Consider the following 24,618-nt stretch of genomic DNA (forward strand, 5'->3'; position numbering starts at 1 on the left):
TTTATTTAATAAAAGGCTAAAATTTATTTTATAACTCGGCTATTCGTTCTACAGCTACAAAAACTTTTGATATTTCATACCAAGTAGAAAAATCTACTATACCAGATTGAGGCATATTAAATATTTGTTGGAAAGTTAAAACGGCCGTTCTTGTTTGGTCTCCAAAAATACCATCTGCTCTAAGTTTATTAATAGCAGGGTAGTTATTTGATATAGAGTTTAATTGATTTTGTATAGTTCTAACATCTTCACCACTATATCCAAGCTCTAAAGGATATCCTGGATAAGAAGAAGGAACACCACTAACTTTTTCTGCATTATCTAAGAATATATCATTACCATAATAATATCTTAATATCTGTATTGTGCTATAACCTTCCTCAGCGAGATATTTAGACCCCCATTGACTAAGCCAATTAGGACAACTAACACGCTTACCATCACAATATTGAGTTAAAAGTGGTTGCCTTTGGTTTGGCCTTTTTACATATGTTGTAAACATTTCATCTACAATTATACTTATTTCTTCAAAAATATTTCTTCCATATACAAAAAATTGGTCAAACCTTGTAGAGTTTGTTATTGTAAAATTTTTACCTCTAGACCTATACCATTCTGTATATACTCTATTTAATGTAAAAGAATTTATAGCTAAAATATTTGCCCTTATAGCAGCATCTGGCCAAGTTGAAAAAATTTCACTTGATGCAACATTTTTAATATAATCTTTATAAGGTACCCAATAGTTAGGGGCAGTATTATCATTTGGATCACCATCGTGTACTACTACAAATTCTGGTATAACAACTTTATCTAAAACAACAAAGCCAGATTCTTTTGGTAAATCTTTCTCTTCTGCTTCAGGTATTTTTGAAGGATAGTCACCATAAATAGTAGGTGGTGGTATAATAATTGTTTCTACAGGTTTATTAGCTAAATTTAAAGGTTTCATATATATATTTTGTATAGATTCGTTATTTGAATATATTTGTATACCTTCAATTTTTTCTGTTTCATACCCATCTGCCGATATTAAAGCATTATATATACTATATGGAGTTGGGCTATCTGGTTCTAAGGAATATTCTATTGGTGGAGTTTCTAAAGAGATAGTAGGGGTTTGACCAGATTCATCTGTAAAAACAGTCATTAAATTTTCTTTATCATTGCTTATAACAATTTGTACCCCCTCTAATGGTTTTGCTATTGTTATGTCAAAAACTCCAAATTTTAAATATCCAATATTTGTATTATCATTTTCTAATGTTTTAATATTTTTATCTATATTTTTGGCTTTTAAAGTTTGTGTAATGTTTATATTTTTCAAAAATAAACCTCCTTAAAAGTAAAACAAATTCTATTATATAATATGATAAAAATTTGGTATAAATTACTATAAAAATATATTGCTATTTTTAAATTAAATATGTTATAATATCTAGTATATAAGTAGGTAATATATTTTTTAAAAAGGAAGTGGGTATTTTTTAATGAAAGCTATCTGGTCTAAAAGAAGATTAACTAATAATGAAGATGAATTAGCACAAGAATTTATGGAATGTGTTAAAGATATAATACACTTAGATGAAATAAAACAATTAGATAATTTTGTACAACATTGTAACACTAGTAGGTTACAACATAGCTTAAATGTTGCTTATTATAGTTTTTTATGGGCTAAAAAAAGAGGACTAGATTATAAATCAGTTGCTAGAGCAGGTATTTTACACGATTTATATTTATATGATTGGCGTCAAGTAGAAACAGAACAACATCACGCTTTTCATCATCCAAAAGAAGCTTTAAAAAATGCAGAAATGTTAGTAGAGCTTAATGAAATTGAAAAAGATGCAATAAAAAATCATATGTGGCCTTTATCGGAAGCTTTTCCTAAATATAAAGAAAGTTATATTTTAAGTTGGGTTGATAAATATTGTGCTGTTGTGGAAGTATCTGTACAACTATGTAAATCTATCTTAAAAGTTAAAATGTTTTCTAAAAAGGCTGTATCTAAGTAAAATTTTATAATATTATTTTAGAGCTAAATTTTATAATTTATAAAGTTTAGCTCTTTTGTATTTAATAAAAAATTTTATATATCGTATGTTTGTATAATTTTATTAATAGATTATATAAAATGAGATTAGATAATATAAATATTTATAAGAACATAAAAAAGAGTACCACTTATTGAAATAAGCAATACTCTTTTTAACTTTAGCTATTAGCTATTTTTTTGTCCTGCCATATGTCTTTCTTGAGCTTCAATCATTTTTTTAACCATATAGCCACCAACAGAACCGTTTTGATATGAAGTTAAATCTCCATTATAGCCTTTTTTTAAAGGCACTCCTATTTCATTTGCAACCTCGTATTTAAATGCATCAAGGGCTGCTCTTGCTTCTGGAATTGCTTTTTTATTACTTGCCATAATAAATCACCTCATAATTTTGTCATTTTACTATACTGTCTACAAAGCTATTAATTTATATAACTTTTTCTTTTTGCTATATTAATTATTAGCTTTGTAATATTATTATGTTCAAATAATAAAAACTAATTCTAGGTAATAAATGTAAATTTATTTAATAAAATTATTTAGATTTTTTTAAATAAAAATAACCTATAAGCATAGTTACTAGGCAAAGAATAAGATAATAAATAAATAAAGGATTGTTAAAGCCACCTGTTAAAATTATTAATGAGCCTATAATAGCCATTATAGGAACAAAATAACCCATAAATTTATTTTTAATTTCACCTTTTATAGCTAACTTTATAATAACACAATATAATATAGAATAATTTATATAGCTAATACAAACGATTATTTCAGATACATCTCCAGGCATATTATTAATTTGAGTTATATAGTGTATAGCATACCAAATTAAGCTAATAATAAATGAAAAAATAGCAGAATTTAAAGGCATATTATGAAGTTTTTCATTTTGTTTTGATAAAGGTTTGCTAAAAGGTACCATATTTCTAATAGCTAAAGAATAAGGCATTCTTATTAGCCCTAATGTAAGACCATTTATAGTACCTAAAACAGAAATAATTACAAAAATTACAATTATTTTAGAACCTGTTTCACCAAACAATATACTAGCCATTTTATTAACACTATCATTTCCTAATATAAGAACATTTTCAGTTCCTACAAAAACACTAATACCTACAAAATATAATATATATATTAATAATACTAATATAGGAGATATTATAAGTGCTATTGGTAAATTTCTTTTACTATTTCTTATTTCGTGAGATATAGATGTAGAAACTATCCAACCATCAAATGCAAATGCAATAGGTCCAAAAGCAGATAATATACCTAAACTTACACCGGCAGTTTTTATACTTTCAAAATCAGAGCTTAAGACATTTTGAGGTTCACCCTTTATCATACCTAATATAGCAAATAAAATTAAAGGGATTAATTTTATAATCATAGATATATTTTGAAAATAACCACCAATTTTAGCGGATAAAGTATTCATAAGGTAAATTAAAACCATAATTATAATACCAATAGTATAAGGATTTAAAAAACTATCTTTTATATTAAATAATTGACATATATATATACCAGCAACCCAACATACAACAGCTATTAAAGATGGTAAATATAAAAATGTTTGAAACCAACCAAATGCAGATGCAGTTTCTTTATTTATAAACTCTTCAGCATAAGATATAATACCGCCTGGATTATCTGTTCTAGTTGCTAATTGAGATATAGAAAGACTACCAAATATTATAGATATTGCAGCTATACAAAATATAAATATACCTAAAAGTACATTTCCATTAGTATAAGTTAAAACATCATCTGCTTTAAAAAATATTCCAGAGCCTATAACTATACCCATTATCATTGTTATTGCGGTAAAAAGTCCATATTTTTTGTTATCTTCCATATTTTTTCTCCTCTCCGCTGAAAATTTAATATTTCATAATTATATATTGTGTATAAATTTAAGTCAAGCATTTTTTATTAAAACTTATTTTATTAATTTTGTTATATGTATACTATATTTTAGTATAATTATTATAAACTATTTATCTTTATTTATATTTATTATTTTAAGTATGTTTTATATAATGTTAAATTTTACAATAATTTTGATATTATTTGTATTATTTTGTATATAGTATAGTATTTAAAAAATATAAATTAAATAGTTATAAATATAAATTTATGTTATACATAAAGTATACACTCTTTCAAAAAATAACAAGATTATTTTTTTAGATACTGTACGAAAAAAGGTTGATTTCTTTATAAAGGCGCTAAATCCACTATAAATGTATGTTTTTATATAATCTAAGTCAAACCCCCATTTTGTGATTAGAATTTTTATACTTTGTATAAAAATGAAAAAAATTAGTTTAAAATAGTTTATTTTTAGTATGATTTTTATATTTTTTATAACTTGGATTTATTTTTTAAATATGTATATAATTATAAATTAATTTAAAATATAACATTATTGCCAATAATTAATTATTTACAAATAGTGTTTATTATAGTATCATAAATGTAGATAAAGAAAACAACAAAAATACTATATAAAATGTTGAATAACATATAAGATAATAAATACTACATATAAAGTAAAAAAATAATGAATAAAGCAATTAGGATATTAAATAAGACATACTAACACTAATTATATATTGAAAGGAATAATTATTATGAAAAAATTTATTACTACAACTTTTGCTTTAACATTATTTTCGACAGCAAGTGTATTTGGAGCTAGTTATAGCCCAAATAACCAAACATTAAACTTTTTAACCATTAATGGAAAGCCGATAAGCTATAATCAAAATAATAGCCAAAGCAAACCAAACAATAATGTAAATGATAATCAAAATAATTCAAACAACAATTTAAATTGTAAGCCAAATAAACCAAACAACAATACAAATAATAACACAAATAACAAACCTTTACCAGAAAAACCTAACCAATCAGTTGAAGATGACAATAATTTAAATAGCTCTGTATCTAATGTAGAACAAGAGGTAGTTAGACTTGTTAATATAGAAAGACAAAAAGCAGGTTTAGCACCATTAAAAATGGATACACAGTTATCTAAGGTGGCAAGATTAAAATCTGAAGATATGAAGAAAAAAGGATATTTCTCGCATACTTCACCAACATATGGTTCACCTTTTGATATGTTAAAACAATTTAACATTACATATAAGACTGCTGGAGAAAATATTGCTAAAGGACAAAGAACTGCACAACAAGTGGTAGATGCTTGGATGAATTCGGAAGGACATAGAAGAAATATTCTTAGTAAATCATTTACACATATTGGTGTTGGTAATACATCAAATTATTGGACACAATTATTTATAGCTAAATAAGCAATTTATACACTTAAAATTTAAAAGTGTACAACTTTTGTTATTTATCCTCCTTTAACATAGATAACAAAATATAAAAAATAGACAATAGACTGTTACATACAGTCTATTGTCTATTTTTAGTTATTTTAAGAAAATAATAAGTATAATAATTATATATTATAAAAGTAAGTTATAAATATTTATAGTAATTTTTTTATTTATTAAATAGATAATACTTGTTCTTTAGTAGGTATAGAATCCATAGCTCCATAGTTTGTACAAGTTATAGCTCCAACTTTATTAGAAAATAAACATATATCTTTTAATTGTTCAAATGTAGGGTATTTATCTTGATTAATAATATCTAATATTAAAGCTAACATACTGCCTACAAAAGCATCGCCAGCACCAGTAGAGTCTATTTGATTTATTTTTATACTAGGGATAGTATCTATATTATTATTAAAAGATAATAATGTACCATTTTTACCTAAAGTTATAGCTATAATTTTCCCACCTAAAGAATGAATATAATTTATACAACTTTCTAAGTCATCTTTTTTAGCTATAAGTTTTATTTCTTCATCACTCATCTTTATAAAATCACTATTTTTTATAAAAAATTTACAATCTTCTATAAATTTATCTAGCATATTATTTTTTATAAGATTTTCTCTATAATTAGGATCAAAGGATATAAATATATTTTTTTCTTTAGCATATTCAAAAAGCTTTATATAAGTTTCTTTTAAATTTCCGTCTAATAAGCCAGTTGCACTTCCAAAATGTAAAATATCTTTATTGTCTATGCAAGAAAAATCTATTTTTTTATAGCAATAATCTTTGTCACAGCCACGCATAAAAGAGAAATCTCTTTCTCCGTCTTTATCTAATGCAACAAATGCTAAAGTAGTATTGCCTTCTTTATAACAAAGATTAGTTTTTATATTATATTTTTCTAATATACTATATAAGTATTCACCAAAAAAATCATTACCTATTTGTCCCATAAACTCTGCTTCTTTTCCCATTTTAGCAACAGCACAAGCTACATTTGCAGGTGCACCGCCAGCTTTTTTTTCAAAGGATTTAGCATTTTTAAGACCTACTCTGTCAGTAGAAACCATATCTATTAAAATTTCACCTATACAATAAACTTTATTCATAATTATCTCCTATGTTTTTTATAGATTCTCCTAAAATAAGTTTTAAATCTATATCAACTTTTTCATCATTACTATTGTTACTTATTAAATTTAGAATATTTTTTGTTGCTATTTTACCTAATAGTTCGTAGTTAAACTCTATTGTTGTAATAGAAGGCTTTATTACAGAGCTTACTTCATAACCACCAAAACCAGCAACAGATATTTCATCTGGTATTTTTATACCTTGTTCATTAAGATAAAGCATAAAGCCCAAGCAAATATTATCTGTTGCACATATAACACCTGTAGGGTTAAACTTTAAAACATCATTTCCTTTATTATAGGCTTTTTTAAAAGAAAAATCTGTTTCTACAAAATTTATAGTGTAGTTAGATACATTTTTTTTATAAAAATCATAAAAGCCTTTTTTTCTTTCTATACCTACAGATTTATCTTTTTCATTAACACCTAGAAAAACTATATTTTTGTGGTTATTTTTATAAAAATATTCTGCCATTATATATCCAGCTTTGTAATCATCAATACAAATATAATTTACATTTTCATTTTTTTGATTTAGAAAAATTATAGGTATTTTTATGTTATTATATATTTTTATATGGTCATTAGTTATTCCTAAAGTGTAAACTATAATACCATCAACACCTTGATTATACAAAGAGGTTATACAATCAATTTCTTTTTTTAAATCAAGATTTGAAGATTGCATTAAAATAGTATAATTATTTTCTACACAAGTATTATTTATACCATTTAAAACTTTGCCAACAGTTATAGAGTCTATCCTAGGGATAACAGCACCTATTAGATTGCTATTTTTAGATTTTAATCTTTTAGCAAAGAAATTTGATTTAAAACCAGTTTTTTCTATTGCTTCTTTAATTTTTTCTTTATTTTCTTTACTAACATATCCACCATTTAAATATCGTGAAACACTACTTTTAGATACTTGACACATATTTGCTATATCTTGTATAGTAACTTTACTCATTTAAAACCTCTTTAAAATATTTTATTTATTTAATATTATCAATTAAGTAATTATGTGTCAACATCTACTTTGTTGAAAAACTATTTAAAGTATATAAAGTGTTTTCAGTGTTATTACCATTTATTTCTAAGTTAATATTATTTTCTTTTGGATAAAATCTTGTAGAGAAAACTTCTTCACCATCATTAATAAAAATTTCTATGGAAGAATAATCTACAAATATTTGAATTTTGTTACAACTATTAATTTCTACACTTCTGCTAGTTCTTCCACAACCTAAGTCATTGTTATTAAATTTTAATGTGAACAAATTATTTTTAAATTGGATAATAGTATCATCTGCCAATACAATTGTTATATTTTTTAAAATATTTTCTATTAAAAGTTCAAAACAACATACTATATTATATTTTTGGTTATTTTGTATATTTAATTTTTCTTTTCGAAGTGTTTTTAATTCCTCAATAGGTTGTTGATATATTTTATTATCTATTATGTTTAAAACTCGAGGTATAGTTAAAGCGTGTTGCCAACCATTTTCAATAGTTTTATTAGTGTAATATGGGTCTATATCTGGTAAACCTAACCAACCAATTAAAATTCTTCTATTTTTATTATCTAAAAATGTTTGAGGGGCATAGAAATCAAACCCTCTATCTATTTCTGTAAATTCATTTAAACTATAATTAGATGTTTTATAATCACCAGTTAAAATATAATATCCAGATTGATATATATTTTGATATTTATACCCATCTTCTTTAACACCTTGAGGCGAAATCATAACTATTGTTTTATTATCTAAAATAAATAAATCAGGACATTCCCACATATATCCAAAAATATTTTTACTTTCAATAGTATTTAAAAAACTCCAATTTATTTTATCTAAAGATTTGTAAAGTAAAATTATTCCTTTGTCTTCTTTAGTTCTAGCACCTAAAACCATATAATAAACATCATTTTCTTTCCAAACCTTAGGGTCTCTAATGTGGCAAGTTAAATTTTTAGGGTAATCATCATTAGTAAGTAAACATTTTTTATTAATAATTTTATTACCATCACTAATAGCTAAAATAGTATTTGAACCTCTACCATTATTTATATAATCATAATCTTCATCCTCATATTTAACGTTACCAGTATAATAGAGATACATTGTATCATTTTCAATTAAAGCAGAGCCAGAATAAACACCGTGACAGTCGAAAGGTTGGTCTGGTAAAAGGGGGACACCTAAGTATTCCCAATTTATTAAATCTTTACTTTTATAATGTCCCCAAAATTTTAATTCTCCATTAGGATTAAAAGGTGAATATTGAAAAAATATATGATAATCACCTTTAAAATAACAAAGGCCATTAGGGTCATTAAGCCAACCTATAGGTGGCATTAAATGAAAGTTTAATCTCCATAAATCGTTATTGAATTTATTTTCTTCTATTATTTCAATAGATTTTTTTAAATGTTTTGTTAATGAATTCATAAATTACTCCCTATATAATTAATCTTCTTTTATTCCTAATATCCAAGTTAGTACAAATGATACAGAAATAGAAATAGCCATAGTAATAATATAATTTAAAGGACTATGAAGGTGTAATAAAATACCAAATATACCTGTTACACCAGTTCCAGTAGCACCAAGCCCTACAATAGAGGCATATAAAGCACCACAAGCAGCACCAATAGATGCGGCGATAAATGGTTTTACATATCTAAGATTAACACCAAATATAGCAGGTTCTGTAATACCCATAAAAGCACTAAGAGAAGAAGGTAAAGCCATAGATTTTAATTTTTTGTTTTTAGTTTTTAACGCAACAGCAAGAGCAGCACCACCTTGTGCAACATTTGCAGCAGATGCAAGAGGTAACCAATAAGTATAGCCAAATTTATCTATTTGACCTAAGTCTATAACTGTGTACATATGATGTATACCAGATACAACAGTAGTAGCATAAGCACCACCCATTAAAAAGCTACCTATACCAAATGGTAAAGTTAAAAGAAATTGTATACCAGTTATAATACTATTTTCAATCCAAACAAAAACAGGTCCAACAATAGCTAATGTAAGATATCCTGTTATAAATACACTAACAAGAGGTGTAACAAATAAATCAAACATAGGTGGTATTATTTTGTGTAATTTTTTTTCTATTACACTTAAAATCCAAACTGCAATAATAACAGGTATAACGTGTCCTTGGTAACCTATCATGTCTATTTCATAAAGACCAAAAAATACAGATTGAGTATTTAAAACACCTTCAGATGCAACAGTCCACGCATTTTGTAGGTCTGGATGGATCATTAACATACCTATAACAGCTGCTAAATATTGATTAGCTCCAAAAACTTTACCAGCACTAAAAGCTATTAATATTGGTAAAAATACATAAGCTGTATTACTAAATAATTTGGCAAATACATACATAGAGCTAGATGTATCTATATTTAAAAAGTTATTATTAACCATAAAGTTAAGAGCTTCAATTAAGCCCATTAAAAAACCACTAGCCACAATAGCAGGTATTATAGGTACAAAAATATCACCAATAGTTTTTATACCTCTTTTAAATATATTTTGTTTTTGAGCAGAAATATTTTTTATTTCTTCTTTGGAAGTTTCTTCTATACCAGCAATTTTAATAAATTCTTCATAAACTTTATTTACAACACCAGTACCTAAAATTATTTGTAATTGTCCAGAGGCTAAAAAAGCACCTTTAACACCGTCAATATTTTCGATAGATGACTTATCTATTTTTTCGTTATCTGATACAACTAATCTAAGCCTAGTTGCACAATGGGCAGCAGATATTAAGTTATCTTTACCACCAATTTTATCGAAAATTTCTTTAGCAGTATTATTGTAATTCATTTTATTCACTCTCCTTATGAAATCGGTTTCATATTTTTTAAACACATTATATAATAATAATTTTATTTTGTAAATGGTATTTTTAGATAAAAATTTATTATAAAATAAAGGTAGTTTTTTTAGTATAAAGGTTATAAAATTATATAAAAAAATATATTTATTTTTAGATATTTATAAACATATTATTTTATGTTATAATTAAATATAATAATTTTGTTATGAAAGTTGGTGTTATTTTATGGAAACCATAGAATTTTTAACATTTAGAGAAATTATTTTTTGTATAATATTATCTTTTATTATATTAATTTTTTTAAAAGTATTTTTATTTTTTAAAAAATTATTTGGTGATTATGAATATCCTATAAAAGTTTTTAGTTCTATGATTAAGGATTTTTATATAGTTTTTCATAAAGAAGCAATAGCTTTTAGAGGGAATATATATAAAAGAGGTATGATAATAAGAGTAATAACTTCTAAAAAAAAGGTATATGAAGGAGAATTTGTAGGATTTAATGGCAAAGATATGATTTGTATTATTACAAAAAACTCAATAGTTACAAACCATATAAAAAATATAAAAGATATTATTTTAATAAAAGAATAAACAATTAATATTATTTTTCGTATAGTATGTTAGTAGACTTAGGAGGATTAGAAAAATGAAAAAGAACATAAAAAAATTTATAATTTGTACAACATTATCAACAATGTTTTTATCTAATAGTGTGTATGCATATACAAAAAAGAATGTCTCTGTAAATATAGACAATATGTTACAACCAATAAAGTCTAATGTTATAAATAAAGATGGACATACATTAGTAGCTTTTAGAGATTTATTTGAAATGTTAGATGCAAAAGTAGATTGGAATGATGTAAAAAGAGAAATAACTGCAAAAAAAGATGATAAAACATTAATTATAAATGTAGATACTAATAAAGCAAAATTAAATGATAAATATTTAGATTTGCCTGTTTCTGTTGAAATAATAGATGGAGCCACTTATGTACCACTAAGATTTGTATGTGAAGCTTTTGATATGAAAGTGGAATGGGACAGTGAAAAACAAAAAATAGCAATAAATACTGGAAAAAAAGGATACATATATTTAGATGATTTATATACAAAAGATAACACTAAAACATTATCTCAAGAAGAAGCTGTTAAAACAGCACAAAGTAAAAATTCTAATATAAAAAATTTAAATGATGCTATCGAATATAGTAAAAAGGTATCTTTTGATTTAAACGAGAAAATTGTAGGACAAAATTATTATGACCCAGCAATAGAAAGTATTTTAAGAAATATAAATAGTTTAGATGCACAAGTACAAGACAAAGATATTAATCAAAAAATAATTGAAGACAGTATAGAATTAAGCGTTATTAGTGCTGCGGCTAATATAAAAACAACTAAACTTAACATAGCTAGCTTAGAAAAAAACATTGAAGCAAATGAAAAAAATATTGAAGCTTTAGAATTAAAATATAAATATGGTATGATTTCTGAAAATAAATTAAAACAAGCTAAAGATACACAAAAAAATAATAAATTAAATTTAGAAGCATTAAAAAGTTCTTTAAAAACGCAACAACAAGTATTAAATAATATATTAGGTCAAGATTATGACATAAATGTAGACATAAAATTAAAAGACGATTTTAATGAAATAGATAAAATAGATATTGAAACATACACAAAAAGAGCTAAAGAAGGAGATATATCTATCCAGTTACTTAAAAAGAATTTAGAAAGATTAGAAGAAATAAGAAAAAATTATAGTCACACATTATCTGAAGAAGATAAAATTAAAGCGGATAATGATATAAAAACAGCTCAAAGAAAATTAGAAGATGCTAAAACAAATATGGAAAACCAGTTAAGAAGTAGTTATGATAATTTAATAAAAATGAGAGATACAGACAAAACTTTAAAAAGAGATTTAGAAAAATCAATTGATGAATATAACAAAGTGGCGGCAAATTATATTAGTGGTAATGCAACTTTAAATCAAGTTAAACAAGCAGAGCTTGGTATATTAAATGTAGAAAAACAAATAGAACAAAACAAAATAAACTTTGCAACTTCTTTATATACTTTTGAAAAACCATATTTAAGTAGCCCTTCAAGTAAATAAAAATTATTTAAGATTAACTGTAAATAATTAGAAAGTAAAAAATGTATAATTTTAATACCTTTGGAAAATATCTTTATATAAGGAATTTTTCGGAGGTATTTTTTATGTCAGGATATAAGGTTGAAATATGTGGAGTTAATACAAGTAAATTGCCTATATTAAAAAATGAAGAAAAAGAAGAATTGTTTAAGCGTGTTCAAGCTGGAGATGAAAAAGCAAAAGAGGAATTTATATATAGTAACTTAAGGCTTGTTTTAAGTGTTATAAAAAAGTTTTCTAATCGTGGAGAAAATATAGATGATATATTTCAAGTTGGTGTAATAGGGCTTATAAAAGCTATAAATAATTTTGATGTAAATCAAGGTGTTAAACTTAGCACATATGCAGTTCCTATGATTATAGGTGAAGTTAGAAGATACCTTAGAGATTATAATTCTATAAGAGTTAGTAGGTCTTTAAGAGATATAGCTTATAAATCTTTACAAACAAAAGAAATGCTTATTAATAAAAATTGTAAAGAGCCTACCATAGAAGAAATAGCTAAGGAACTTAACATAGATAAAGAAGACATTATAGTAGCTTTAGATGCTATCCAAGAGCCTATATCTTTGTTTGAACCAGTATATAATGATGGAAGTGATTCTATTTTTGTTATGGACCAAGTTAAAGATGATAAAAACAATGATAACCAATGGGTAGAAAATATTAGTCTTAATGAAGCTATGAAAAAACTTAATGAAAGAGAAAAATATATTATAAAACTTAGATTTTTTGAGGGTAAAACTCAAATGGAAGTGGCTGAAGAAATAAATATTAGCCAAGCACAAGTTAGTAGATTAGAAAAAAGTGCTTTAAAAAATATGCGTAAATATATGTAGGAGATAAAAATGATAGATAATGGTATAAATGTAAAAGTTATAAATACTGATAAATTTAAAACTATATGTATTGCTTTTCTTTTAAGACAAAGCTTAGATAGAAAATATGTAACTTATAATTCTATTTTATCTAAAATTTTAACTATGGGATGTGAAAAATATAAAACTATAAGAGATATAAATATAAAAATAGAAGAAATGTATGGAGCATATATTCATAGCGATATATTAAAAAAAGGTGATAATCAAATAATTGAAGTGTTGATAGAATTTTCAGAAGATAAAGTGTCTTTAGAAGAGGCATTTTTATTTTTAAAAGAAATAATATTAAACCCCTTAGTAGAAAATGAAGGATTTAAAAAAGAATATTTTGAAAAATCTAAACAATTAGTTATAGATACAATATACTCTAGACAAAATGATAAAAAAGAACTTGCTAAAGACAGATGTTTAGAAATTATGTGTAAAGATGAAAAATTTGGCATTTTAGCAGATGGATATATAGAAGATATTGAAAATAATAAAATTGATAATAAAAACCTTTATATGCATTATAAAGATATTTTAAAAACTTCTAATATGGATATAGTAGTTATTGGAAATATACAAGAAAGAGATGTAAATAATCTTGTAAAAAAACATTTTAATATAGAAGAAAGAAATTGTAAAAATATAAATTTTGATTTTGTATATAAAGATAAAATAAAAGAAAAAAATGTAATAGAAAAATTTAATATAACACAAGGTAAGCTATGTATGGCATTTAGAACAAATGTAGAGGCTAGTAGCAAAGATTTTATAGGACTTTTAGTAGGAAATGAAATTTTAGGCGGAGGCTCTGGGTCTATGCTTTTTAATAATGTTAGAGAAAAAGAAGGTCTTTGCTATTACATTAACTCTTTTATATTAATGTTTAAAGGAATAGTATTTATACAAAGTGGAGTAGATTTTGATAATTATGAAAAAGCTATAAACAACATAAAAGAAAATGTAGAAAATGTTGTAAATGGAAATTTTGATGACAATCATATACAGGTTGCAATAAGCAGTCTTTGTAAAAAATATAAGTCTATAGTAGATTATAATACTTCTACAATAGATTATTATTATACTAATTATTTAGCTAATGTGAAAATGAATATAGATGAAATATTAGATAGTATAAAATCTGTAAAAAAAGAGGACATACAAAAGTCTTTTAAAAATATATGGCTAGATACTTGTTATTTTATGAAAGGTGATGAAAATTGATAGATAATATTATATATGAAAATATAAATGGAACAACTTTAGCATTTATACCTAAGAAACATTTTGTAGAAAAACAAGCTATGATTTGTTTTAAATATGGGTCTATGCATAATAATATAAAAATTGATGGAGAAAATATAAATTTACCAGCTGGCATAGCACATTTTTTAGAACATAAAATGTTTGAAAAAAAAGATTATAATGTTTTTGATAGATTTAATAAGTTAGGAGCAAATGTAAATGCATATACTAACTTTTTATCAACAACATATTACTTTAATTGTGTTGACAATTTTTATGAAAATTTTAATGAATTATTAAATCTTGTTAGTAAACCACATTTTACAGATGAAAATGTAGAAAAGGAAAAGCCCATAATAGAACAAGAAATAAAAATGTATGATGATGACCCATATTGGAGAGTTTTTTTCAACCTTATGAAAATAATGTATGATAAAAATAATACTATAACAAATGATATAGCAGGAAGTGTAGAAGATATAAAAAATATAAATTCAGATATGATTTATAAATGTTATAATAGTTTTTATACAAAAGATAATTGTATAATAATATGTTGTGGAGATTTAGATGATAAAATAAAAATAGAAAATAGCATATTAAAAAATTTAAATATAAATGAAAAAAAGACAGGAGTTATACAAAAATATGAACAAAAATATAAAAATATGTCAAACTATGTAGAAAAGAAAATGGGAATAAATCAAAAAATTTTCAATATAGGCTTTAAAAATTTTCAAAAAAATGGTACAATATTTGATAAAATAGTAGCTAACAAATTATTTTTAGATATTATTTTTGGAAAAAGTTCATTATTTTATGAAAAGTTATACAGTAGAGGTATAATAGATGATACCTTTGGGTTTGACTTTAATAATTTTGATGAAAATGCATCATATATATTTTCTGGTATTTCTAAAGATCCTAAAGAAATTGTAAAGTATATAAATGAAGAAATAAATAAAGTTAAAAATAATGGCATTTTTAATGAAGATTTTAATAGAATAAAAAACAAACATATAGGAAATTTTGTAAGAAGGTTTAACATTATAGACAATATTGTATCTATGGAGGCAGATTACTTTTCTAATGGGTTTAATATAAAAAGTTATTATAAATCATTAGAAAGTGTAACATTAGAAAATATACAACAATCTTTAGAATATTTTGAAAAAGATGCATATTTAAGTGTTATAAACTAAAATAAAAATTAGGGGGGATTATTTTGACGCCAGAAATATGGTTTGTAAACTTAGGAATAAAAATTGATAAGCTAGATAGAGTTGCATTTACTATTTTTGGTATAGATGTATACTGGTATGGTATTATTATAGCTTGTGGTGTTGTTTTAGGGCTTACTGTTACATTAAAAGAAGCTAAAAGAACAGCACAAGATATAGATTTTTATACAGATGCTGTTATAATATCATCAATTATAATTATTTTATTTGCAAGGTTATATTATGTAATATTTTCTTGGGATTACTATAAAGACCATTTAAATGAAATATTTTCTATAAGAAATGGTGGCATAGCTATATATGGAGGAATTATAGGGGGTATTTTATCTGGTATAGTTTTATGTAAAGTAAAAAAGCAAAACTTTTTTAAGGTGGCAGATACATTTTCTTTTATGACTATAATAGGTCAAATAATGGGTAGATGGGGAAATTTTGTAAATAGAGAGGCCTTTGGTGGATATACAGATTCATTATTTGCTATGAGATATTTAAAAGAACAAGTATCTAGCATACCTAAAGATGTGTTAGACAAAGTTATAAATATAAATGGTGCTGAATATATACAAGTCCACCCAACATTTTTATATGAATCTTTATGGAATATAGGAGTTTTAATAGTTTTACTTATATTTAGAAAACGTAAAAAGTTTGATGGTCAGCTTATGGCTATATATTTTATAGGATATGGTATGGGTAGATTTTGGATAGAGGGTATGAGAACAGATTCTCTTATGATATGGAATACTAATATTCCAGTTTCTCAAGTTCTATCTGGTATATTAGTTATAGTATTTACAATATACCTTATCATAAATTTGAAAAAGAGTAAAAACTATAGTGATATGGATATTTTATTGAAAAGGAGTGAGTAAAATAAAAAGTGGTATAATACAAAAAATAGAAGATGTTCGATATATATTAAATAAACAAATAGAAAATAATGATAACAAAGAAAGAATATTAAAAACTAGCATTAGATTAGATAAATTAATTAATATATACTATACATATAATATAGATACAATTTAAAAATAAATACTTGCAAAAGATAAATTTTTATGATAATATGTTTGTGATAACCTATGTTCAGAAAATGGATACTCCAACCTTTTCTTAGCATTAGGAGTTTATTTATTTTATGGAGGAATTTAAAATGGAATTTAACAAAAAAGAAATAGTAGCAAAGTTTGGTAGAAATCCAGAAGATACTGGGTCTCCAGAGGTTCAAGTAGCTTTATTAACAGCTAGAATTAACCACTTAACAGATCATTTAAGAACTCATAAAAAAGACCATCATTCTAGACGTGGGCTTTTAAAAATGGTTGGTCAAAGAAAAGGTCTTTTAAATTATATTAAAAATAAAGATATAGTTAAATATCGTGAGTTAATTGCAGAATTAGGTTTAAGAAAATAATTTATTTTAAGGATTTAATAGATATTAATCTATTAAATCCTTTTTTTGTTGTAAAATTTTAAGAAAATAATTAATAATTATATTAATTTAAACTATTTTTATTTAAAAATAGTTTTTTGGAAAAAATAATAAATTATATAAAAAAATATTGCCTTATATTACAAATATGTTATAATAAAATTGCTATAGAAAAGGAGAGATAATAGTGAATTTTAAATTAAAAGGTTTTTTTCGATTTGGTCCATCACATATTATTGTTTTTAGTTTTTTTATTGTAATGATTATAGGTGCAATGTTATTAAGTTTACCAATAGCAAGTAAAAATGGGGAGAGTATTAGTTTTATTGATGCTATGTTTACAGCAACATCTGCTGTTTGTGTTACAGGGCTTGTAGTTGTAAATACTTTTAATTATTGGACTTTATTTGGAAAAATAGTAATTTTAATACTTATACAAATAGGCGGTTTAGGTTTTATGAGCTTATTTACTATAATATTAGTTGTGCTTGGTAAAAAAATAACGTTAAGAGGAAGAATATTAATACAAGAATCTTTTAATTTATCAACTTTTAAAGGTATGGTAATGTTTTTAAAAAAGATTATAAAAGTAACGTTTTTAATAGAGGGTATTGGAGCTTTAATATTATCTATTAAGTTTATACCAGAATATGGCTTTATAAAAGGTATTTTTAAAGGAATATTTCATTCTATATCAGCTTTTTGTAATGCTGGATTTGATATATTAGGCGATAACAGCTTAGTTCCTTATAAGACAGATTATGTTATAAATATAACTATAATGTTATTAATTATATTAGGTGGTTTAGGGTTTACTGTTTTATTAGATATTGGAAAATGGATTAAATATAAAATAGCAAAGTTAAAAAAGAAGAGTGTAGAATTATTTGTAATGTCTGTTCATTCTAAAATAACTATTACTATGACAGTTATATTAATTATATTAGGAGCTATTTTAACATTTGTTATAGAATATAACAACCCTAAAACGTTATTAAATATAAGAATTGATGAAAAAATATTAGCATCAACATTTCAATCTGTTACATTAAGAACAGCAGGATTTGATGCAATAGGACAAGTAGATTTAAACTACGGTTCAAAATTTTTGGCTATAATATTAATGGCAATAGGTGGTTCTCCTGGAGGAACAGCTGGAGGTATAAAAACAGTAACTATAGGTGTTATGGTATTAGCAGTTATATCTGTTATAAAAGGTAAAGACTGTATAACAGCATTTAAAAAGACTATAAGTATATCTACAATGCAAAAAGCATTATCAATTATTATGATGATGATGACACTTATTTTTATTGCTACAATAATTTTGACTATAACAGAAAAAGGCATAGGCACTAAATTTGAATTTATAGATATTTTATATGAAGTAGTTTCAGCTTTAGGAACAGTTGGTTTATCTACAGGTGTTACGTCTAGTTTATCATTTATAGGTAAGATTGTAATAATACTTTGTATGTTTATAGGAAGGCTTGGACCTATAACAATAATATTAGCATTATCATTTAGAAAACCTAACAAAAAAAATGTTATACATTATCCAGAAGAAAAAATAATTGTAGGATAATATTTGGAGGATAAAATGGGAAGAAATAGACAATTTGCAGTTCTTGGTTTAGGAAGATTTGGACAAAGTTTAGTAAAAACTTTAATAGAAAATAATTGTGACGTTTTATGTTGTGATAAAGATATAGAAATAGTAAATGAAATGTCAAAATATGGTTGTCATGCTATACAAGCAGATGTTACAGATGTTCACGTTTTAGACCAATTTGGAATAAATAATTTTGATGTAGTAGTAGTTGCTATTGGTGAAGATATGGAAGGAAGCATATTGGCTACTATGATGGCTAAAGAGTTAGGAGCTAATTTTGTTATAGCTAAAGCTAAAAATGAGATACAAAAATCTATATTAGAAAAAGTAGGGGCAGATAGAGTTGTATTTCCAGAAAGAGATATGGGCGTTAGAATAGCGAATACACTTATAACAACAAACATTATAGATTATATAAATTTATCCGATAAATTTGCAATTGTAGAAATAGAACCACATAAAAATTGGATAGGTAAGTCTATTTTAGATAGTAATATTCGTGCTAAATATGGATTAAATATAGTAGCTATAAAAAGACATAATGACATAATAGTATCACCTTTACCAAATGAGATAATACAAAAAGAAGACATATTAGTAGTAGTAGGTAGAAATGATGTTATTCAAAAAATAAATAATTAATATTTAGGTGAAAAAATTGATTACAAGCGAGAAAAATAAAATAATTAAAGATATAATAAAATTAAAACAAAAAAAGGAAAGAGAAAAAACAGGAAAATTTTATATAGAAGGGGAACGTATTATAGATGAAATACCTTCTAATATAAAGATAGAAAGTTATATTTTTTCTGAAAAATTTTATAATCAAATATTAAATATGGAAAAATATAAAAACTCAGAAAATATAGTAGTATCGGATAATATATTTAAGAAAATTAGTGATACTATAAATCCACAAGGTATAATGGCTATTTGTCATATACCTAAAAATGACCTAAAAAATATAAAAATAAAAGATAATAGCTTTTTTGTTATTTTAGATAGAATATGTGACCCTGGTAATATGGGAACTATTGTAAGAACAGCAGAGGCACTTGGTGTTGATGCTATATTTTTATCTAAAGGGTGTGTAAATTTATATAATGACAAAGTTATAAGAGCTACTATGGGGTCTATTTTTCATATTCCTATTATTGAAAATGAAAATGTATCTATTTTAATAGAATATTTGCAAAATAATAATGTAGATATAGTTTGTACATATTTAGAAGGAGGAGAAGCACCTTACAATATAGATTTTAAAAAGTCAGTAGCTATATTAATTGGTAATGAAGCAAATGGTGTATTAGAAGAATATAAAAATAAGGCTAATAAGCTTATAAAAATACCTATGGTTGGCAATGTAGAATCTATGAATGCGTCTATATCTTCTGCTATTATTTTTTATGAAGTTTTAAGTCAAAGATTAAAGGAGTGATATCTTTGCAAAGAATAGACTGGGATACATATTTTATAGAAATAGCTAAAGTTGTTGCTAAAAGGGCTTCTTGCTTTAGAAGGCAGGTGGGAGCTGTTATAGTAAAAGATAATAGCATTATATCTACTGGATATAATGGTGCTCCTAAAGGTATTTTAGATTGTTTTGAAATTAATAAATGTATTAGAAATGATAAAAATATACCTAGTGGTAAAAATTATGAAGAGTGTATGTCTTTACATGCAGAAAATAATGCTATAACACAATGTGCGTCTAATGGTGTATCTTGTAAAGGAGGCACTATTTATATAACGCATAGTCCTTGTTCTATGTGTTTGAAACAAATAATAAATGCAGGTATAAAACGTATTGTTTCTATAGACAAATATCCAGATGAGCTTAGTGATAAACTTATAAAAATGTCAAATATAGAGTTTGTATTATTTAAAGATAAGGAGTAAAATATGAATAAATTAACAACAACTATTTTTGAAAGAGCATATCAATCTTATTTATGTGGTGGAGATGTTTATACATATAGATTTGAATCTAAATCTTGTTTAATGATGAAAAAATATACAGAAGCAATAAAATATTTAGAGGATAACGGATTAGTTATTGTAAAATTTATGTCAGAAGATAAAGTTAAGTTATCTCTTACAGATAAAGGGATAGAATATGGAAATTCAATGTCAGTATAAAATATATTTTTATTAAAATTCTTATGAGGTAAATCTTATAAGAATTTATTTAATATTTATTTTAAATTTTTAAGGAGGAAAATATGAAGTATATTGAAGAAAATGGTAAAATAATAATGACAGATTTTGAAAGTTTTAATATAGAAGAAATATTAGAATGTGGACAATGTTTTAGATTTGAAAAAATAGAAAATATGCATTATACAATAATTGCAAACAGAAAAGTTTTAAATATTCGACAAATTGATAATAAGGTAGAATTTTATCCTTGTACAAAAGACGATTTTGAAAAAATATGGATAAATTATTTTGATTTACAAACAGACTATAACAAAATAAAAAAACAATTAGAAAATGATGAGATTGTAAAAAAAGCAATAGAATATGCAGATGGTATAAGAATTTTAAATCAAGACTCTTTTGAATGTCTTATATCTTTTATAATATCTCAAAATAACCGTATACCTATGATAAAGCAAGTTATAAAAAATATATCTGAAAAATATGGAGAAAAAGAAGGCGATTATTATATCTTTCCAACAATAGAACAATTAAAAAAAGCAACACCAGAAGAGCTAAAGCTATGTAAAACAGGATTTAGAGATAAATACATATTAGATGCAATACAAAATATAGAAAATGGTGTAGTAAAATTAGAAGAATTATATAATATACCTTCTCAAGATGCTAAAAATGAACTTTTAAAAATAAAAGGTGTTGGAACAAAAGTTGCAGACTGTGTTTTATTATTTTCATTAAAAAAGAATGATGTTTTTCCAACAGATGTTTGGGTAAAACGTGTTATGGAATATTTTTATTTTGATGAAAAAGACACATCAATACAAAAAATACATAATTTTGCTAAAGAAAAATGGGGAGATTTGGCAGGATATGCTCAACAATATTTATTTTATTATGCTAGAAGTGAAAAAATAGGAACAGGCAAAAAATAAAGAAAATAAAAGATAAATAAAGAAAATAAAAGATTATATTATATATAATATTATAAACAAGTTAATTTAGTTAAATATGGATATTGCATAAAATTATATATTAAATTAGTATATAGTTATAGTTAGCACTCCATAAATAGTAGTGCTAATAATTTAATTTAATATAGAGGTATTAAGCATAAATTATATATAAATATACATATAAATATGCTAATACATAAATAATGTTTTGGAGGTAAAAAAATGAATATTAAACCATTATCAGATAGAGTTGTTTTAAAACATTTAGAGGCGGAAGAAAAAACAAAAGGTGGTATTATTTTAACAGCAGGTGCTAAAGAAAAACCTCAAGAAGCAGAAATATTAGCTGTTGGACCTGGAGCTACTGTTGATGGTAAAATTGTACCTATGCAAGTTAAAGTTGGAGATAAAGTTCTTTATTCTAAATATTCTGGAACAGAAGTTAAAGTTGACGGAGAAGAATATATTATAGTTAAAGAAAGTGATATATTAGCAGTTGTTGAATAATTTATAACAGATTATAAAAATATAGTTTTTTAGGAGGATATTTTAAGATGGCAAAAGATATTAAATATGGTGTTGATGCTAGAAAAGCTTTAGAAGCAGGTGTTAATAAACTTGCAGATACAGTAAAAGTTACTTTAGGACCTAAAGGTAGAAATGTAGTTTTAGATAAAAAATTTGGCACACCTTTAATTACAAATGACGGTGTTACTATAGCTAAAGAAATAGAGCTTGAAGATGTTTTTGAAAATATGGGAGCTCAACTTGTAAAAGAAGTTGCTACAAAAACAAATGATGTAGCAGGTGATGGTACTACAACAGCTACTGTTTTAGCTCAAGCTATGATACAAGAAGGACTTAAAAACATAGCAGCTGGTGCAAACCCAATTATTTTAAGAAAAGGTATGTCTAAAGCTACTGAAAAAGCAGTTGAAATAATAAAAGAAATGAGCCAAAAAGTAGATGGCAAAAACCATATTGCAAAAGTTGCATCTATATCTGCAGCAGACGAAGAAGTAGGAGCTATGATTGCAGATGCTATGGAAAAAGTGTCTAACGATGGTGTTATCACAGTAGAAGAAAGTAAAACTATGCATACAGAGCTTGACCTTGTAGAAGGTATGCAATTTGATAGAGGATATTTATCTGCATATATGGCAACAGATATGGATAAAATGGTGGCAGAGCTAGAAGACCCATATATTTTAATAACAGATAAAAAAATATCTAACATTCAAGATATTTTACCAATATTAGAAGAGATTGTTCAAACAGGAGCAAGACTTTTAATTATAGCAGAAGACATAGAAGGCGAAGCTTTAACTACTCTTATTGTTAATAAATTAAGAGGTACATTTAATTGTGTTGCTGTTAAAGCACCAGGATTTGGAGATAGAAGAAAATCTATGCTTGAAGATATAGCTATTTTAACAGGTGGTACTGTTATATCAGACGAATTAGGACTTGATTTAAAAGAAACAACAATGGATATGCTTGGACGTGCTAAAACAGTTAAAGTAGACAAAGAAAATACTATAATAGTTGATGGTGCTGGAGATAAAAACTTAATAACTAGCAGAGTAAATCAACTTAAAGAGCAAATAGAAGCTACTACATCAGAATTTGACAAAGAAAAATTACAAGAAAGACTTGCTAAACTTGCAGGTGGTGTTGCTGTTATAAAAGTTGGAGCAGCAACAGAAATGGAACTTAAAGAGAAAAAATTAAGAATGGAAGATGCTTTAGCAGCTACTCGTGCAGCAGTTGAAGAAGGTATTATAAGTGGTGGTGGTTCTGCTTATATCCACTGTATACCAGAAGTATCTAAAATTGTAGAAGAACTTACAGGAGATGAAAAAACAGGAGCAAATATTATACTTAAAGCTTTAGAAGCACCTCTTCGTCAAATAGTAAATAATGCAGGACTTGAAGGCTCTGTTATAGTTAGCCAAGTTAAAGGAAAAGGAGCTAATTATGGATTTAATGCTTTAACAGGTGAATTTGTAAATATGATAGATGCAGGTATATTAGATCCTGCTAAAGTTACAAAAAGTGCATTATTAAATGCTAATAGTGTTGCCTCTACTGTTTTAACAACAGAAGCTGTTGTTGCAGATATAACAAAAGAAGAACCAATGATGCCAGGCGGAAATCCAATGGGTATGATGTAATAAAATAAAATTTAGTTATTATTAATTAAATTAAATAAATATAAGAGTTATTTAATTTAGTTGTATACTGTTTTAGTGATATAAAAAATATTACTAAAAATAGTATACAACTTTTTTGTTTTTATATTTTAATTAAATGAAAAATATTATATATAATAAAAATATATTTAATTAAGTATATTTTTAATAGTAATTATAAAAAATAAAAAAGTACTTGCAATATGTTAAATGTTATGATATAATCACAAGGAAAAATATAACACACATAAGCTATTTAGTTTAAGGGGTGCTTTTTAAGTCTTAAACAAGGCTTATGGAGGAATAACCATAGGAGGAAATTA

General features: G+C 24.8%; 24 protein-coding genes and 1 pseudogene. 18 read left to right on the top strand and 7 right to left on the bottom strand.

Going from position 1 to position 24,618, the window contains the following annotated elements; translation table 11 throughout:
• Positions 1-28 precede the first annotated feature (28 nt).
• A complete protein-coding gene (locus NBW53_RS03260; protein ID WP_250278654.1) occupies positions 29-1,327 on the bottom strand; it encodes a peptidoglycan-binding domain-containing protein in 1,299 nt (432 codons plus the stop codon).
• 163 nt (positions 1,328-1,490) lie between these two features.
• Between NBW53_RS03260 and NBW53_RS03265 the strand changes: the two genes are divergently transcribed.
• Positions 1,491-2,018 (top strand): HD domain-containing protein, encoded by a 528-nt coding sequence (locus tag NBW53_RS03265; RefSeq protein ID WP_250278655.1) that lies wholly within the window; start codon positions 1,491-1,493, stop codon positions 2,016-2,018.
• 206 nt (positions 2,019-2,224) lie between these two features.
• On the opposite strand, the gene NBW53_RS03270 is transcribed toward NBW53_RS03265, so the two are convergent.
• Together NBW53_RS03270 and NBW53_RS03275 are read right to left on the bottom strand one after the other, a co-directional pair.
• Positions 2,225-2,431 (bottom strand): alpha/beta-type small acid-soluble spore protein, encoded by a 207-nt coding sequence (locus NBW53_RS03270; protein WP_250278656.1) that lies wholly within the window; start codon positions 2,429-2,431, stop codon positions 2,225-2,227.
• A 163-nt stretch (positions 2,432-2,594) separates the two neighbouring features.
• Positions 2,595-3,923 carry an APC family permease gene (locus tag NBW53_RS03275; RefSeq protein ID WP_250278657.1) on the bottom strand — a complete coding sequence of 443 codons (1,329 nt, stop codon included), beginning with the start codon at positions 3,921-3,923 and terminating at the stop codon, positions 2,595-2,597.
• A 778-nt stretch (positions 3,924-4,701) separates the two neighbouring features.
• On the opposite strand from NBW53_RS03275, the gene NBW53_RS03280 reads away from it, so the two are divergent.
• On the top strand, positions 4,702-5,385 hold the full coding sequence (locus NBW53_RS03280) for a CAP domain-containing protein (RefSeq protein ID WP_250278662.1): 684 nt from the start codon (positions 4,702-4,704) through the stop codon (positions 5,383-5,385).
• A gap of 203 nt (positions 5,386-5,588) precedes the next feature.
• Here the strand turns inward: NBW53_RS03280 and NBW53_RS03285 are convergent, their stop codons facing one another.
• The 4 genes and pseudogenes from NBW53_RS03285 to NBW53_RS03300 form a co-directional block, all read right to left on the bottom strand.
• The gene (locus tag NBW53_RS03285) at positions 5,589-6,533 is read right to left on the bottom strand and encodes a carbohydrate kinase family protein (protein ID WP_250278663.1); all 945 of its coding nucleotides are present in this window, start codon (positions 6,531-6,533) and stop codon (positions 5,589-5,591) included.
• Positions 6,526-7,527 (bottom strand): LacI family DNA-binding transcriptional regulator, encoded by a 1,002-nt coding sequence (locus NBW53_RS03290; protein ID WP_250278664.1) that lies wholly within the window; start codon positions 7,525-7,527, stop codon positions 6,526-6,528. The genes NBW53_RS03285 and NBW53_RS03290 overlap by 8 nt, the downstream gene beginning before the upstream one ends.
• Positions 7,528-7,591: 64 nt before the next feature.
• Positions 7,592-9,013: a glycoside hydrolase family 32 protein gene (locus tag NBW53_RS03295; RefSeq protein WP_250278665.1), complete on the bottom strand. Its 1,422-nt coding sequence runs from the start codon at positions 9,011-9,013 to the stop codon at positions 7,592-7,594.
• A 36-nt stretch (positions 9,014-9,049) separates the two neighbouring features.
• A pseudogene (locus NBW53_RS03300) lies at positions 9,050-10,414 on the bottom strand (PTS transporter subunit EIIC); the annotation flags it as partial.
• A 238-nt stretch (positions 10,415-10,652) separates the two neighbouring features.
• On the opposite strand from NBW53_RS03300, the gene NBW53_RS03305 reads away from it, so the two are divergent.
• The 16 genes from NBW53_RS03305 to groL all read left to right on the top strand — a co-directional run bounded on the left by NBW53_RS03305 (position 10,653) and on the right by groL (position 24,277).
• A complete protein-coding gene (locus NBW53_RS03305) occupies positions 10,653-11,021 on the top strand; it encodes a hypothetical protein (RefSeq protein WP_250278666.1) in 369 nt (122 codons plus the stop codon).
• Positions 11,022-11,076: 55 nt separating this feature from the next.
• Complete coding sequence (locus NBW53_RS03310) at positions 11,077-12,555, top strand: stalk domain-containing protein (RefSeq protein ID WP_250278667.1); 1,479 nt, start codon at positions 11,077-11,079, stop codon at positions 12,553-12,555.
• Positions 12,556-12,659: 104 nt separating this feature from the next.
• The gene (sigG, locus tag NBW53_RS03315; protein WP_250278668.1) at positions 12,660-13,433 is read left to right on the top strand and encodes an RNA polymerase sporulation sigma factor SigG; all 774 of its coding nucleotides are present in this window, start codon (positions 12,660-12,662) and stop codon (positions 13,431-13,433) included.
• 9 nt (positions 13,434-13,442) lie between these two features.
• Positions 13,443-14,684: an EF-P 5-aminopentanol modification-associated protein YfmF gene (gene yfmF / locus NBW53_RS03320; RefSeq protein ID WP_250278669.1), complete on the top strand. Its 1,242-nt coding sequence runs from the start codon at positions 13,443-13,445 to the stop codon at positions 14,682-14,684.
• Positions 14,681-15,907, top strand: a complete 1,227-nt coding sequence (gene yfmH, locus NBW53_RS03325; protein ID WP_250278670.1) for an EF-P 5-aminopentanol modification-associated protein YfmH — start codon at positions 14,681-14,683, stop codon at positions 15,905-15,907. Before yfmF ends, yfmH begins: the two co-directional genes overlap by 4 nt.
• A 23-nt stretch (positions 15,908-15,930) precedes the next feature.
• Positions 15,931-16,818: a prolipoprotein diacylglyceryl transferase gene (gene lgt, locus NBW53_RS03330; RefSeq protein ID WP_330651632.1), complete on the top strand. Its 888-nt coding sequence runs from the start codon at positions 15,931-15,933 to the stop codon at positions 16,816-16,818.
• Positions 16,811-16,975: a Spo0E family sporulation regulatory protein-aspartic acid phosphatase gene (locus NBW53_RS03335; RefSeq protein WP_250278671.1), complete on the top strand. Its 165-nt coding sequence runs from the start codon at positions 16,811-16,813 to the stop codon at positions 16,973-16,975. The genes lgt and NBW53_RS03335 overlap by 8 nt, the downstream gene beginning before the upstream one ends.
• A 124-nt stretch (positions 16,976-17,099) precedes the next feature.
• Positions 17,100-17,360, top strand: coding sequence for a 30S ribosomal protein S15 (gene rpsO, locus NBW53_RS03340; RefSeq protein WP_250278672.1), 261 nt, complete (start codon positions 17,100-17,102; stop codon positions 17,358-17,360).
• Positions 17,361-17,565: 205 nt separating this feature from the next.
• On the top strand, positions 17,566-18,963 hold the full coding sequence (locus tag NBW53_RS03345) for a TrkH family potassium uptake protein (protein ID WP_250278673.1): 1,398 nt from the start codon (positions 17,566-17,568) through the stop codon (positions 18,961-18,963).
• Positions 18,964-18,978: 15 nt separating this feature from the next.
• A complete protein-coding gene (locus NBW53_RS03350; protein ID WP_250278674.1) occupies positions 18,979-19,632 on the top strand; it encodes a potassium channel family protein in 654 nt (217 codons plus the stop codon).
• 16 nt (positions 19,633-19,648) lie between these two features.
• Positions 19,649-20,428 carry a TrmH family RNA methyltransferase gene (locus tag NBW53_RS03355; protein WP_250278675.1) on the top strand — a complete coding sequence of 260 codons (780 nt, stop codon included), beginning with the start codon at positions 19,649-19,651 and terminating at the stop codon, positions 20,426-20,428.
• 5 nt (positions 20,429-20,433) lie between these two features.
• Complete coding sequence (locus tag NBW53_RS03360; protein WP_284345829.1) at positions 20,434-20,889, top strand: deoxycytidylate deaminase; 456 nt, start codon at positions 20,434-20,436, stop codon at positions 20,887-20,889.
• A gap of 3 nt (positions 20,890-20,892) precedes the next feature.
• Positions 20,893-21,129, top strand: a complete 237-nt coding sequence (locus tag NBW53_RS03365; protein ID WP_250278676.1) for a hypothetical protein — start codon at positions 20,893-20,895, stop codon at positions 21,127-21,129.
• Between the two features lie 83 nt (positions 21,130-21,212).
• Positions 21,213-22,082 (top strand): DNA-3-methyladenine glycosylase family protein, encoded by an 870-nt coding sequence (locus NBW53_RS03370; protein WP_250278677.1) that lies wholly within the window; start codon positions 21,213-21,215, stop codon positions 22,080-22,082.
• Between the two features lie 243 nt (positions 22,083-22,325).
• Entirely contained in the window at positions 22,326-22,610 is a 285-nt protein-coding gene (groES, locus tag NBW53_RS03375; RefSeq protein WP_250278678.1) for a co-chaperone GroES, read from the top strand.
• Positions 22,611-22,657: 47 nt separating this feature from the next.
• Positions 22,658-24,277: a chaperonin GroEL gene (groL, locus tag NBW53_RS03380; RefSeq protein ID WP_250278679.1), complete on the top strand. Its 1,620-nt coding sequence runs from the start codon at positions 22,658-22,660 to the stop codon at positions 24,275-24,277.
• The last annotated feature ends 341 nt before the right edge of the window (positions 24,278-24,618 follow it).

The sequence above is a fragment of the [Clostridium] colinum genome (assembly GCF_940677205.1).
GTDB classification, from domain to species: domain Bacteria; phylum Bacillota; class Clostridia; order Lachnospirales; family CAG-274; genus Tyzzerella; species Tyzzerella colina.